The organism is Halomonas sp. SpR1, from assembly GCF_031010175.1.
Lineage (GTDB): Bacteria > Pseudomonadota > Gammaproteobacteria > Pseudomonadales > Halomonadaceae > Vreelandella.
Window position 1 is genome coordinate 1 of record NZ_JAUAMB010000023.1, and the last position, 14,026, is coordinate 14,026.

Annotated in this window: 14 protein-coding genes; 8 read left to right on the plus strand and 6 right to left on the minus strand. The window is 54.8% G+C overall.

All coding sequences use genetic code 11. The annotated features are described in order from the left end of the window. The first annotated feature begins 146 nt into the window (after window positions 1-146). On the plus strand, window positions 147-587 hold the full coding sequence (locus QT231_RS15675; RefSeq protein WP_308337790.1) for a hypothetical protein: 441 nt from the start codon (window positions 147-149) through the stop codon (window positions 585-587). 136 nt (window positions 588-723) lie between these two features. Here the strand turns inward: QT231_RS15675 and QT231_RS15680 are convergent, their stop codons facing one another. Continuing rightward, window positions 724-1,383: a LysE family translocator gene (locus QT231_RS15680; protein WP_308337791.1), complete on the minus strand. Its 660-nt coding sequence runs from the start codon at window positions 1,381-1,383 to the stop codon at window positions 724-726. Window positions 1,384-1,457: 74 nt separating this feature from the next. Then, the gene (locus QT231_RS15685) at window positions 1,458-2,213 is read right to left on the minus strand and encodes an acyl-CoA thioester hydrolase/BAAT C-terminal domain-containing protein (RefSeq protein ID WP_308337792.1); all 756 of its coding nucleotides are present in this window, start codon (window positions 2,211-2,213) and stop codon (window positions 1,458-1,460) included. Between the two features lie 186 nt (window positions 2,214-2,399). Between QT231_RS15685 and QT231_RS15690 the strand changes: the two genes are divergently transcribed. Then, the gene (locus QT231_RS15690) at window positions 2,400-3,191 is read left to right on the plus strand and encodes an aspartate/glutamate racemase family protein (RefSeq protein WP_308337793.1); all 792 of its coding nucleotides are present in this window, start codon (window positions 2,400-2,402) and stop codon (window positions 3,189-3,191) included. 95 nt (window positions 3,192-3,286) lie between these two features. Here the strand turns inward: QT231_RS15690 and QT231_RS15695 are convergent, their stop codons facing one another. From QT231_RS15695 to QT231_RS15710, 4 genes are all read right to left on the minus strand, one after another. Next, a complete protein-coding gene (locus tag QT231_RS15695; RefSeq protein ID WP_308337794.1) occupies window positions 3,287-5,014 on the minus strand; it encodes a mechanosensitive ion channel domain-containing protein in 1,728 nt (575 codons plus the stop codon). Between the two features lie 189 nt (window positions 5,015-5,203). Beyond that, window positions 5,204-5,743, minus strand: coding sequence for a GDYXXLXY domain-containing protein (locus QT231_RS15700; protein WP_308337795.1), 540 nt, complete (start codon window positions 5,741-5,743; stop codon window positions 5,204-5,206). After that, on the minus strand, window positions 5,740-6,822 hold the full coding sequence (locus QT231_RS15705; protein ID WP_308337796.1) for a DUF4401 domain-containing protein: 1,083 nt from the start codon (window positions 6,820-6,822) through the stop codon (window positions 5,740-5,742). The genes QT231_RS15700 and QT231_RS15705 overlap by 4 nt, the downstream gene beginning before the upstream one ends. Next, complete coding sequence (locus tag QT231_RS15710; RefSeq protein ID WP_308337797.1) at window positions 6,822-7,793, minus strand: DUF2157 domain-containing protein; 972 nt, start codon at window positions 7,791-7,793, stop codon at window positions 6,822-6,824. Before QT231_RS15710 ends, QT231_RS15705 begins: the two co-directional genes overlap by 1 nt. A gap of 188 nt (window positions 7,794-7,981) precedes the next feature. Between QT231_RS15710 and QT231_RS15715 the strand changes: the two genes are divergently transcribed. The 6 genes from QT231_RS15715 (at window position 7,982) to msrQ (ending at window position 13,980) form a co-directional block, all read left to right on the plus strand. Then, window positions 7,982-9,508, plus strand: a complete 1,527-nt coding sequence (locus QT231_RS15715; protein WP_308337798.1) for an amidohydrolase family protein — start codon at window positions 7,982-7,984, stop codon at window positions 9,506-9,508. Between the two features lie 259 nt (window positions 9,509-9,767). Next, the gene (locus tag QT231_RS15720; RefSeq protein WP_308337799.1) at window positions 9,768-9,995 is read left to right on the plus strand and encodes a hypothetical protein; all 228 of its coding nucleotides are present in this window, start codon (window positions 9,768-9,770) and stop codon (window positions 9,993-9,995) included. Between the two features lie 38 nt (window positions 9,996-10,033). Next, window positions 10,034-10,735 carry a response regulator transcription factor gene (locus QT231_RS15725; protein ID WP_308337800.1) on the plus strand — a complete coding sequence of 234 codons (702 nt, stop codon included), beginning with the start codon at window positions 10,034-10,036 and terminating at the stop codon, window positions 10,733-10,735. A gap of 3 nt (window positions 10,736-10,738) precedes the next feature. Beyond that, complete coding sequence (locus tag QT231_RS15730) at window positions 10,739-12,244, plus strand: HAMP domain-containing sensor histidine kinase (RefSeq protein WP_308337801.1); 1,506 nt, start codon at window positions 10,739-10,741, stop codon at window positions 12,242-12,244. A 96-nt stretch (window positions 12,245-12,340) separates the two neighbouring features. Then, on the plus strand, window positions 12,341-13,360 hold the full coding sequence (gene msrP, locus QT231_RS15735) for a protein-methionine-sulfoxide reductase catalytic subunit MsrP (protein ID WP_308337802.1): 1,020 nt from the start codon (window positions 12,341-12,343) through the stop codon (window positions 13,358-13,360). After that, window positions 13,360-13,980, plus strand: a complete 621-nt coding sequence (gene msrQ, locus QT231_RS15740) for a protein-methionine-sulfoxide reductase heme-binding subunit MsrQ (RefSeq protein WP_308337803.1) — start codon at window positions 13,360-13,362, stop codon at window positions 13,978-13,980. Before msrP ends, msrQ begins: the two co-directional genes overlap by 1 nt. Window positions 13,981-14,026: the final 46 nt, after the last annotated feature.

Sequence of the window (14,026 nt, forward strand, 5' to 3'; positions counted from 1 at the left end):
GTCGTTGCCAAGTTGAACAACCGCCCCAGAAAACGCTTGGGGTATCGGACACCGGCACAAGTGTTCCTGGGAGAGTATTCAGGGGCGCTGAAAACCGCAGGTGCTGCGCTTAATGTTTGAATTCAGGCACTCAGCAGCATGACCTCATGCCAAACATTGAGTCTTCAGCGCCACTTGACCTCAAGTTCACTTCAGGTTTTAAGCTGCCTTGGTCGAAGCAAAAAGCTACTGGAGATCTTATGCGCTTATTCAGAGTCATCAGCAAAACTATTTGGGATCAAATTCAGCAACTTGGCTATGTGCCCTGCTGCGGCAATGACCATAAACTCGACTGCGTTCATTTAAACGTTGAGGAAGCTGTTCTCTTTATCGCCAACAAATACTTCGTCTACGCAGAAGCGCCGTTGGTATTAGAAATTGATGGAGCGCTATTTAATGACAGTATTGAGTGGCTGCCTCCTAGCGATGAGCAACCCTGGCTGCAACCGAGAGCGCATATCGACAACCTACCCCAAGCAGCCATCATCACCGCCATACCTCTTAGATATCAAGATGGACTTTTTGGGTGGAAAAATGATGAACAGTGACTTATAGGTGTTTTGAGAAGAAATCTAGGAGCCACTCGTGGTGCTTGTTCTGCTCGGCGTTACTGGGGATATGATCTTCATTTTGATAATAATTATCAGGCATCGCTAGTTTTGAACTCATTCAGAACTAGAATAACTAAGCCGGGGAGCGCGAAATCAAAAGGCGACCGCCGATGAGGAGGAAAACCAATCCAGATAAGCCCTGTATCGACTTCCAAACACGCGGTTGCCTCAGCCATTCAGCGACTCTCGACAAAGTGAAGACGACAATGCCGTAGAAAAACAGAGCGATCAGGGCATGGCTAGCCCCCATCCCGAGCCCTCCCAGCCAGTAGGCTGTTCCACCAGTGCTCAGAAATTGAGGAAAAGCCGCAAAGTAGAAGATAGCGGGCTTAGGGTTGAGGATATTAGTGAGGTAGCCTCGCACGAAAGCTTGTCTTCCGCTGATGCTCGTTAAGGCTGCAGTTCTATAGTCTGTCGCCTGCGACGCAATAACAGGCGTTTTCGTTAGCGCAACTTTCAGTGCCTTGATGCCGAGCCAAATCAGATAGGCAGCCCCTACGAACTTGATAATCGTGAATAGCGTCACAGAGGCTGCCACGATTGCCCCAACACCGACGAGGGCCAGCATGGCATGAGAAATAATCGCTGCACAGAAGCCTAGGGTCATCACCACCCCAGTCAGACGGCCTTGCAATGGCGTCGCCTGAAGTAGCAAGAACAGGTTCGCTCCTGGGGAGACCACAATGAGCGTCACGATGGAGATAAAGGTCAGGTAGTCATGAAGCGGGATCATAGAGCCTTTTCCTATCTTACGAAATTCGAGAAATAGAAATGAAATACTGAACCTTTATTCCAGGAATTCAGGATTTAAAGGTGCTTTGAAAAGAAGTCCAGAAGCAGCTCAAGGTGCTTATTCTGTCCAGCGCTGCTGGGTATATGATCCTCGCCTTCGTAGTAGTGCACTTCTGGGTTGCGGCCATGCTTGATTAGGCGTTTTTCCAGGCGCCTGGTCATTTCAACCGACCACATCCGGTCTTGCATGCCATGGGAAAGCAATAACGGGCCTGAATAGCGCTCAATTTCAATCGGTGTGGTGGGCAATAAGCCTTCATGGCTCCCCTGCCATGTCCAGGCGCGCTTACTGACATCCCAAGCTTGCCAGCCGGGGTCACCCGTATCGCGAAAGCTGCGCGCATCAAAGGCACCGCACACCACATCGGGCGGGCTATGAGCCGCGATTGCATCTGGCGCTCCTTCGATCTTATCTCTTGCCATCAGTGAACCGAGCAATATCGCGTGCTCGGCGCCGCGTGAAACACCATAAAGCCCTACTCGTTCATCAACGAACTGGAATTCTCGTAGGGCTTTAAACGCCTCCACGCTGCGTTCGAGCGGATAATCGATAATATGCCCCGCGTTCCAGGCATTACCGCCGCTTGAGTAGCCATAGGGAAATGCGAGGAAACCATGCGCCGCAAATAGCATCGCGTCCCGGTGGCTCCACCCTGCCCACGCGCCTTCAGAGCCATGCAGCAGCATGATGGCTGGAAAAGGGCCATTACCCTGCGGGCCATAAGTAACGCCCCAGCCGGGTAGTGCGCGCTGCACGATATTTAACGTCATTTAGACAACCACTCATTCGCCATAAATTTCTCTGTCATCCCCATGCTATTCATTCTTCTTGGATTCATACGGTGCCGCGCCCCAGCATCGTATAAAGTTTAACTAGCATAGCAGTTGAAGATATTGCTTCCATAGCAGTGAAATCTTATTAATAATTAGACATTAGCCGGAACTAAGGATATTGGTATGCATCAGCCGATTGCTGTTTTCGACGCTGGTATTGGTAGCTATGCGATTGTTGCCGAGATACATAAACGTCTTCCCAAACAAGATATTGTGTATTTCGCTGACAGGGCGAGCTTTCCTTATGGCAGCAAAGGGCGGGAAGAGCTACTCGCTGTTATGCATCGCACGCTGCGCTTTCTCGAGGGCTACGCTCCCTCGGCCATCGTCATCGCCTCGAACGCACCTTCTATCATGGTGCTGGATGACCTTCGCCAGAACACCTTGGTGCCATTGTTCGGTGTCTACCCGCCCATCGAAGAAGCACTCGCCATCTCAGCGAGCAGCAAGATTGGCATCATGGGGGTGCATTCACTCATCGAAAGCTCTTCACTGAAGCAGTTCATCGCTCGCTATGCCCCCCACTCGGATAATGTCAGCCTGATCAATGCTTCGTCCATGGTGGAACTCGTCGAAAATGGCGCCTTTCTATTCGATCCGAACGCCACGCAGAAAGCGGTCACGGCTTTTATCGACGACATCTTCCTACAGCATCCCGACATCGACACGCTGACACTTTCGAGTACGCATTTACCATGGCTGCGCCCCTTCTTCGAAGCAGCGAGACCCAGTTGCCGATTCCTCGACCCCGCCGAATCGATTGTCGCTGGATTAGGTGATGGAACGCAGGGCACTGGCCGAGTGCAGGGGATAGTGACAGAGAGCGAGGCCTATGATGTCGAGACCTTCCGACGCATGTTGCAGCAGTTCGGTGTCAATATCCCATTAGAAGTGGTCTCTCTTACAGGAGACTAATGCCTGTTGAGCTCTCCGCGTGAACCGCATTGCTATGCCCAAAAATATTAGGCCCAAGACCTTAGCAGCGGCACTTACCGCTGCCTAATCGCCTGCTACTCAGATGAATCTTTCTCAGCACTCTCCGTTCCCGAAGCGCGTTTGCCATGCTCACCACGGGCGATATCGTGGTGGCTGATGACCACAATCTCCCTTGGCCACCACTCGGGATGGTTGTCGCGGATAAAGGTCATCAATTTTTCTCTTACACTCATTTCGGCCGCCCAGCCCGCCAGTGGGTCTGAGGTCATTAGGTAGCAAGAGACGGTTTGCGCGGTACCCGTTTGCGCGGTCACGTAGCACAGCAACTTGTGGTGCTCGATAACGCTATCTTCTTCTTTGGCGAACTCAATAAACTTATCCCTTACTACACCAATATCTGCGCTCAAATGCAGGCTCATCTCCAAGAATCGGTACATCTTGGTACTCTTGACCGACAGGTTCTCGAACGGCTTGGACGTAAAGTACGTGACGGGCACGATCAAACGCCGCTCGTCCCAGGTTCTTAAGCGAATGAAGGTATAAAAGATGCCTTCTACGTAGCACCACTGATCTTCAAAAATCACCAGGTCGCCAATACGGATAGGCTTGGCAAACGACAGTTGAAACGACGCCAAAATATTGCCCAATACCGCCTGACCCGCAACACCTACCAGTACCGCTAACACACTGGCTGATGCCAAAATAGATAAACCCATGGACTCAAAAAGTTGCACCTGCCCAAGGATATAAATAGAAACACCCGTCACGGTGATCAGGATAATCGCCCGGCGCAACGCATAAAGAGATGTCAGCAGCCTGCGCTCATCCCTGGGTTTAGTGTCATCAATTTCGCCTACAATGCGGCGCGTCAAACGCAGCATGATGGTATCTACCAAGCGCAGCGCAATCGTGCCGACTCCCCAGGCCAAAATACTGATTAACAGTACGCGTAGGGTGGTCGTGGCGACCGCCGAAAACGACACCACATAATCCAACAACATCTGGGTGACCAGCGAGATTGCAATCAATGCTGCGGGCATGCCAATTTGGCTGGCAAAAATGCTTGATACCCCTGAAGGCAGCCATTTCGACATTAACCCAATCAGGCAATGAACGCCCCACCCGACGACACTAACAAAAATTAAGAAAAGCGGAATGGCGATCCACTCCCAAATCCTCAAAATGCCAAATGACGTCTGGAGACGCTCGGGGATATAGCTTTCCAGCATCGAAGGGCCGTATTGCTCGTAAAGCACCGGAATGTACGACACACTAATCGGCATGATTAGCCAGACGGGCTCCTCTTCACCGACGCGATAACGGCCCAGCCGAATATCGTAGGTTTCACCATCAGCCTTTAAAGATGACACCTCGATATTACGACGTGTCTCACCGACGCGAGGATTTTCGCCTGCAGAGCCTTCAATCAAAGCATCTTCTCGGCCAGGCAGATCAGAAACGCTAAGCCACTCGCCGCGTTGAAAAATCTCCGCCAGTTGCCGGGCTAGCTCGCGCCCCTGCTCGCGCTGTTCGTGCTCTGAGAATTCGGTAAGGTTGAGCATATGCGCAGCGGCCTCATACTCTTCCTTCCCCGTCAGATCCAGAAAACTCCTGATCGACTCCCGCGGAGTTACCCGGACTGCCTCTTCAGGGGCCTCACCAAGCCCGGCATTCAGTGAATCAACCGTAAACCACTGACTATCCTCGCTCTCTCCTCCTTGAGTTTGTGCCGCGCAGATGCTGGAAAAGGCCAGTGCCAATACCAACACACCCCATGCGAGCCACGAGCCTTGTGCTTTCATATATGCCTTATTCATTTAAGTGGGCCAATTTGTTTACCACTGACAGATTTATTACCGAGCCGACCCAGCATTATTACTGGGCTATCCGTGTCAGTGGAGGAACAAAGTACAGCCTACCCAGCTTGAAGGTGCAAGGCGTAGCGGCGTTAAAGCGGGTAAAGAGTAAGCAGCAAACCGTTAAATCGAGCGTCACTTCGTTATTGCGCCTAATCGGTTAAGCTCATCATCGTATAAAGCAACCAACAGCGGCTCACCCTGGCCATTCACCCTGAACTGCCCGTAACGCGCAGCCTCATAGCGTTCGCCGTGGCCCTCCTGAAAGAAGAACGCGTCGGTGGCGAAGCGTACCTGACCATTGCGCACACGGTAGCGCAATTGCCGTTCATCATCGGCTAAAGAGGTACCCTCATCCAGCCGCTGAAAGTGGCCGATACGCTGTTCATCCAGGCGCACCACCACGTAGCCGTTGCTTGCTTTCTGAAGCTCATCTTGCAGAACAGCCTCTTGTTGCAACAGCGCGCTGTGAATTTGGTTAGCGAGTGCGAAGTTCAGCGCCATATAGTCGCCCTGGATTAATGAGCGCGGGTCGACAGGCGCCAGCTCCAGGTAAACGATTTCACCCTCTGCCAGGTGGCGCTCTTTCTGCCAAATAGCCCCGTTCACCACTGCCAGCACGACAACAGTAGCTATGAGTACGATCCAACGATTGCGCTTGGCTTTCAGCATCATTTCCTATCCCCTCCCTCAGAGGGCGACGCCATATTTCTCTCTATGCTCAACCACTTGTGTAGCGCCAAACGCAGCGTAAGCAGCACGCCACCAATAATCAGCAGGGTTAGCGCCTTGGTTAACAGCGTCGCGTCCAGCCAGTAGTAATAGCTGCCCATGCCCATCAGCAGCGAAAATACCCCAAGCCCCATCACTAGGCGATGGCCCATAGCAAACCCTAACAGCACAATGACTAGGCCCTGGCTCACGTCAGGCGCATAGAAACTGAACAACAGCAACGCGATCGGGCTTAGATAGAGAGCCCAATGAGGTTTGGATTGCGCAACTTTATACAACAGCAGCGCCAGAGAGAGTGCTACCAGCACGGCGTTCAACCAGGGGGCCGACCATGCCAGGCCGCTGGTGCTGTGGGCGTCAAACCAAAAGACTAACGGCTGACCGCTATGCGCCAATCCTTGCATCACCAACAGGCCTAATAACAAACCATAGCCCCATGCCTGTACGACCCGAATACGCCCAGGCCAACGAAACTCATTTAGCCAGAGTAGCGTCAGCGCCAACAGCGCGAGCCCACTCGCTACTAACGCCATCGCGCTCATCGCTAGCGCCATATACAGTGCCAAGCTGGCGGCAAAAGCGGAAAACGTGCGGTGAACCAGGCTTGGCATTACCAGCGCCAGCACAGCCTGCAAGCCAAATAGCGACCATCCCAGCTGCGACCAAAATGGATAAGCGGATTCACCCCAGAACTCTATCGCTGCCCAGGCCACTAGCAATTGACCGGCCAGGCTCACCGCCAGTGCCAAGTGTTCAAGCACATCGCTGCGCGCCGTACGTAGTAACGCAAAAGCAGCGCCGATCATGGCGAGCCCAAGGCCTAACGACGCCGCTGGGCTCTCCACCACAAACACCACACCCATGGCGATAAAGCCGAGCAGAAACAGTGCCGCTAACCAGCCGGAAAACGCCTGCAGCGCACGTACAAACCAAGGCGTTTGCAGCTGCGCTGATGAGGTGGGCTCATTTAACGGAATACCCGCTTGGCTCAGCCTAACTCTTAAGTCATTCATGCTATTCATTACAGTGACATCTCCCGATGCAGCCGCTTCAGCCAAACCACCGCTCCGGCGCCCATCACCAGCACCGCAATGGCGATCAGCATCAGACTTCCCTCCTGCCACTCACCTTCCCATAGCAACACTCTGGCAAGCAGTAGCGTGACTACCGTTAACAGCGAAATACAGCCCCCCGCGATCATAAACAGCTCAGGCCGCCAGAAACGGTAAACGCCATATAGCGCCGCCAACCAGAGCGGGTAAATCGCCACTACTGGCCACGACAAGAGGCCTGCGTCGACTATCCACATCAGCAGTAACAGCGTTATCGGCACCCCACTGCCTAGCGCCAGCAAGCGTACCGCCCACTGCCGTGGCCAACTCCGGTAATGGGCACCCCACTCCCAGGTTGCCAATGCCAGGGTATTTAGCCCAAACAGCCCCCATAGCGCGGCGTCACTGTTCGCCAAGATGCCAAACGGCCCGCCCCAGGTGCGAAAATAGAGCCCGATGGTCAGGTTAAGTAACCCCAGCCATAGCACCCAAAGCAGTTCATAGCGCGCCACCCAGACCCAGGGCAGCGTAAGTACCGCCCAGGTAAAGAACAGTTGCCAAGTGTCAGCACCGGTTTGGTAGACCTGCCCAAACAGCGCCAGCAGAACGCCCACCAGCAGCGAAGCAGCCGTTAGCGCTACCCGCTTAACCATAGGAGTGGCTTTGCTCCAAACAGCGATGCCCACCGCCAGCACCATTACTGCCTGCACCATCCCAAAGCGCAGCCAGCGTCCCATTTCTGCCCAGTTGTAAGCCACGAAAAACAGCACCGCGAAGGCCAGCGCCAAGCCGCCTAGCCACAGCAGCAGGCGATCAATAAACACCGCCCAGGCGCGGGGAGAAGGAGGTAACCCGGCAGCCTGTACTGCGCGCGTCACCTGCTCGGGCGGTATTGCTCCCCGCTCGATTAACGACACCAATTCACGGCGAGAGTTAGCCATGGGCTTCCTTGTTAATAGTTAATAATAAGCAATAGTAGCATCGCTACGCCTTCTGGCTTGGTGACTGCGATTGGCTTCGCGATCATCGACTTCTTCACAAACCGCTTAATCGTTGCTAGCCAGTGCCTTGACTTCGAGTCCTGGGCATTTCAGGGTGAAATTCTTTAGCTCGCATGATGGAGTAAGCAATGTGCAACCACGATAGCGTGCGATCAAGCACAACACGGCGCGACTTTCTCAAGGGCTCTCTGGTTGGCGCAGGCGCCATGGCGAGTGGAGGGCTGCTCTCCTCCACCTCGGCATCCGCCCACGCAAGCGAACACTCACGGCGTGACATGCCTGCCCATAGCGGAGACCCAGGGCGGCGCGTTCTGATTCGTGGCGGCCATGTGCTCTCCATGGACAGTAGCGTAGGTGATTTCGAGCGCGGCGACGTTCTGATTGAAGGCTCACGCATCGTCGCCGTAGGTGCTGATCTTGAGGCGAGTGATGCGGAGGTAATTGATGCCAAGGGCCGTATCGTCATGCCGGGTTTCATAGATACCCACCACCACCAGTTTGAAACGGCGCTACGCAGCTTCTTGGCAGATGGCATTATGTTCGACGATCATACGTCAGCTGGTTCGCCCAACTACATGGATCATGTGCTAGGCAAGTTAACCCCCGTCTATCGCCCCGAGGATGTCTATATCAACGAACTCTTCGGTTCGCTGAGCCAGCTCGATGCTGGCGTCACCACGGTGATGGATACCAGCCAGATACATCACAGTCCAGAGCACTCCGATGCAGCCATCCAAGGGCATAGCGATGCTGTGCGGCGCACCGTATTCGGCTATTTCGAGGGACAAGGCGATCAGGCGCAATACCCCAAGGATGCACGCCGCATACGCGAGCAGTACTTCTCCGCTGCCAATGGCCTCTCACAAGATGGCCTCATGAGCATGGTAATGGGCGGAGAGATTTATCTGCCTGACCACGAAGCTGCCAGAACGCTCGCCCGTGACCTTGATCTGCAGCTCGCCTACCACGTTGTCGGCAGCCTCGGCATGGCCGAAACCTTTGATGAAATGGCGCGCAGCGGCCAGATCGACGACAGCCACATTCTGATTCATATGACAGGCATGAGTGATATGGCCTGGCGTGCCGTACGCGATGCTGGGGCACACGTATCGCTCGCGGTGCCCATCGAAATGACCATGCGTCACGGCAAGCCGCCGCTCATGAAGACAACGGAACTAGGCATCCTACCGTCGCTCAGCAGTGATGTGGAGTGCACCATGTCCGCCGATTTTTTTACTCAAATGCGCTCAACCCTGACGCTTCAGCGCATGCTCGTGAACGAACTGGCGTTGCAAGGTGAGGAAGATCGACCATCGCTACTGACATCCCACGAGGTGATTCGCTATGCCACTATGGGGGGCGCCAAGGGACTGCAACTGGATCACAAAGTGGGCTCGCTGACGCCGGGCAAGGAAGCCGATATCATCCTGCTCAACGCCGAGGCACTTAACGTAGCGCCTTTGAACAACGTTCCCGGCGCGGTGGTGACACTGATGGAACGCAGCAACGTCGAAACAGTGCTCGTCGCGGGCAAAATTCGCAAATGGCGTGGCCTTCTACTGGGTGCAGATATTCCCCGGTTACGCGATGAGTTGATCGCATCACGGGACTACCTTTTTGAGGCGGCCGACATTGACCGACACATGTTCAACTGAGAATGAAAGTCGAGGTTAAAGGGTGCTCAAAACGCTTTTACCATCCAGACACCACACCTAGCGCCAGCCACACACCAATGGTAATCAGCAGCGTTATTGAGTTAAGGCAACCTTCGTAGCTTCCTTCGCTCCCCGTGACACTTTTGTGAGATTTGCGCGATACACTCTTTAGTACCGCGTGATTCCAGTGTGATTGAGAGCACCGAGAATAGTACTGAACCTGCCCGCCGGGCAGGCCTAATTCTCGGGAGAATTTACGATGAAAAAGCTCACTACGATCGCTGCCATCTGCCTATTCAGCCTGATGGCTACCGCCAGCTATGCAGATGAAATGATGTCTGACGACGGCATGATGGAAGACGACATGCATGAGTCAATGGAAAATGGCGACATGGAGAGGGATAGTACATCCGGCTCTATGGAAGGTGACATGGATATGGAAAGCGATATGGATATGGAAGAGGAAATGGAAAGCGAGGACATGTAAGACTCCTCTAAACGCGAGCGTTTAAAAGCCAGGCAGCTATGATACGAAACGTACTGATTATTGAGGACAACCCTGGTATCGGTGAGCTCGTTCGCATACACGTGGCCGAACTCGGCATGACCCCCGTTCTTTGTGAGCGGGGTGATACCGGGCTTGAGCGGTTTCGTGAAGGCGACATCGACCTGGTGGTGCTTGACCTGATGCTGCCTGGCATGGACGGGCTTTCCGTATGCCGCGAAATCCGCGCTGGCCCAGGCTACGTTCCCGTACTGATGCTGACGGCTAAAAGCACTGAACTGGATCGAGTATTAGGCCTGGAAATGGGGGCAGATGATTACCTCACCAAACCCTTCAGCGTGGCCGAGCTGTCCGCAAGGATAAAAGCCCTGTTCCGGCGCGTGGACGCCATGGCTTCCAAGCTCGTCGCGGAAACCAGCAGTGACGAGTTAACCGCCGAAGGGCTGCGTATTGATCCTGTCCGCCGGCGGGTATTTATATACGAACAAGCCGTCGAACTCACCGCGCGGGAGTTTGACCTGCTCTGGCACTTTGCCTGCCATCCGGGGCGGGTATTTAGCCGTATTCAACTGCTTGATGCCGTTTGGGGTTACAGCCACGAAGGCTACGAGCACACCGTCAACACCCACATCAACCGGCTGCGCGGTAAAATCGAAACGGATCCCGCTCACCCGGCATTTATTCAAACCGTTTGGGGGGTGGGCTATCGCTTCCGCGACTAAGCTATGCTGAAAACACTCTACACCCGGCTAGCCCTCGGCCTATTTCTGCTATTGCTGGCCGTTGGCCTGCTGTACACCTTTATTAGTCTCTATTCGCTGCGTGAATACAGCGCCTCCGTCAACCAAGCGCTGCATCAGGATCTGGCCCAGAACCTAGTGTCCGATCGGAACTTAGTCCGTGATGATGAGCTTGACCGTAGCGCCCTGGAAGAACTTTTCGCCCTCTACATGGCGATTAATCCCAGCATTGAGATCTATCTGCTGGATCTGGAGGGCACACTCCTCTCCTATTCGGCGGATCCGGCGAAAATCAAACGCAACCAAGTGTCCCTGGCGCCCATACGCAGGCTGATGGATGACATGAGCCTTTACCCGCTACTTGGCGACGACCCCCGCAGCCATGACCGGCAGAAAGTCTTTTCTGTTACCCCGGTACCCACGGCGGAGAACCCAGAAGGGTATCTTTATGTGGTGTTGCGGGGCGAGGAGTACGATGCGGCAGAAACCCTGGCCCGTGGCAGTAAAGTGCTCGAAATGAGCGCCTGGGCGCTGCTGGTTAGCCTGGCGGTGGCGATGGTCGCAGGGCTGACCATTTTCCGCTTGTTAACCCGTCGGCTAAGATCGCTGACACGACTGGTCGAGGAGTTCGAGAACAGTGATATGAGCCAGAGCCCACATCACACCTGGCACAACAAAAGATGGCGCGATAAGCGTCCCGTGGTGCGCGACGAAATCGACTATCTGGGTGCCACCTTTGACACCATGGCCCAACGGATTGCCAACCAGATTGAACAGTTGACGGAAAAAGACGCCCAGCGCCGCCGCCTGGTCGCCCAAGTATCCCATGACTTACGCACACCGCTGGCGTCCATGCAGGGCTATATCGAAAGCCTGAAGCTAAGACGCGACCGCCTCAGCCCCCAGGAGCAGGATCGCTTTCTCGATATCGCCCTCAAAGAAGGGCGCCGTTTAAGCCGCCTGGTGGATGAGCTCTTTGAGCTTGCCGCCCTTGAGGCGAGGGAAAAACAGCCGGTGCCGGAGCCCTTCCCGTTGGCCGAGCTGGTTCACGACGTCGTACAGAAGCATAGCCAAGCCGCGCAAGACAGCCAGTTAACGCTAAGCCTAAGCGGCGACCCGGCATTGCCCACCGCCTACGCCGACCTCGCCATGACTGAGCGCGTGCTGGATAACCTGATCAGCAACGCCATTGCCTACAGCCCACCAGGCGGACGAATTGACGTTATTGTCGGCCAGGCGGAGGGTAAACCCGAGGTTTACGTGCAGGATAGCGGCCCAGGCATTGCCGCGCAGGATCTGCCACATATTTTCGACCCTTTTTACCGCGGTGAAGCGCCTGGCGGCGCCGGCCATGCGGGGCTAGGGCTAGCGATTGCACGCAGAATCATGACCCTTCAGGGCGGTGATATCAGCGTGGAAAACCTCGCCTCGGGAGGCGCATCCTTCTGCATACGCTTGCCTGTCGATGCTGCCTGCGGAATCGACGTTTAAAAAATGTAATAACTTTAAGAGTCAACTGTGATAAATCTTGTACAAAATGGTCACAGTAATAGCACACACCTTGTCCATCGACAGTGGAGGCATCACATGCTTATCAAGATTGCCAAACCCAGTGACTTGCACGAATCCGATGTCACGCCGGAATCTATCTACCTCTCCCGGCGGCGCTTTATGGGCGGTATGGCAGGCCTGGGGGCAGGGCTCGCGCTCTCAGGCCACGCCCAGGCAGCCGCCGAAGACTATTCGGACGTCCCCGAAGGCGACGCACCCAATTGGCTGAAAGAAAAAATCAGCGACGCCAAGTGGGATGCCATTACGCCAAGCGATCCTGAAAAAGACAAGCTCGCGCCCTTTGATGATGCCAGCAACTACAATAACTTTTTTGAGTTCGGCACCGACAAGGGCGACCCCGCCCGCCATGCGGGCAGTCTGGAAACACAGCCGTGGAGCGTGGTGGTTGATGGTGAGGTGAATAACGGCGGACGTTTTGCGCTCGAGGATCTGGTCAAACCGTCGCAGTTTGAAGAACGCATTTACCGCCTGCGCTGCGTCGAAGCGTGGTCGATGGTCATCCCCTGGCTGGGCATTCCGCTCGCCGAAATCATCAAACGCGCCGACCCCACCAGCAAAGCCAAATACGTGCGCTTTGAGACCCTGGTAGACCCCGAACAGATGCGCGGCCAGCGTTCATCCTTCTCGATCATCGACTGGCCCTACGTGGAAGGCTTACGCCTGGACGAAGCCATGCATCCACTAACAATCATGGCCATGGGCATGTATGGCCGCGAACTGCCCAACCAGAACGGCGCCCCCTTGCGGCTGGTGGTTCCCTGGAAGTACGGCTTCAAAAGTATCAAATCGATCGTGCGCATCTCGCTGGTAGAAGAGCAGCCGGTCAATTCCTGGCAACAAATCGCCTCTGATGAGTACGGCTTTTATGCCAACGTTAACCCACAGGTCGATCACCCGCGTTGGAGCCAGGCCACCGAGCGCCGCCTGCCCAACAGCCTGTTCAACCCCAACACCATCGATACCCTGATGTTTAATGGCTATGCCGACGAAGTCGCCGAGCTATATGCGGGCATGGATTTGAGGAAAAATTACTGATGGCAACGCAGCATAAATGGCTAGCCTGGCGCGTGGCGGTATTTTTAGCCGCGCTAGCACCGCTGCTGTATTGGAGTTGGCAGGTGGCGAATAATGCCGCAGGCCCCGAGCCGGGGCGCTATCTGCTGCTGAATATCGGCATTGGCGGTCTATGGATGCTGCTGCTCACCCTTAGCCTGACACCGCTAACCAAGCTCACTCGCTGGAAAGGCTTTGCGCTGATCCGGCGCCAGTTGGGGCTCTGGACACTAGCCTACGCCACCCTGCATATGCTCAGTTACGCGCTGTTTATTCTGGGGCTTAATTGGGCGCTGCTGGGCAGCGAGATCGTCAAGCGCCCGTATATTATTGTCGGCATGATCGCGCTGATCGGACTGGCCGTACTTGGTGCCACATCTAACAAATGGTCAATGCGTCGCCTGGGCAAACGCTGGAAGTCGCTGCACAAATTCTCCTACGCCATTTTGGGTTTGGTGCTGCTGCACTTCTTCTGGGTGGTACGCGCCGACATGGGCGAATGGGCAATGTATGCCGCCATTGGCGCGCTCGTCATGGTCACCCGCTTGCCTCCCGTGTCGCGCACGCTGCCCAAACTGCGCCACAAATTGAGTCGAGCGTAAAAATCGCGATGGAAGGCGTCTGATGATTGGCGTATAGCCGTTATTT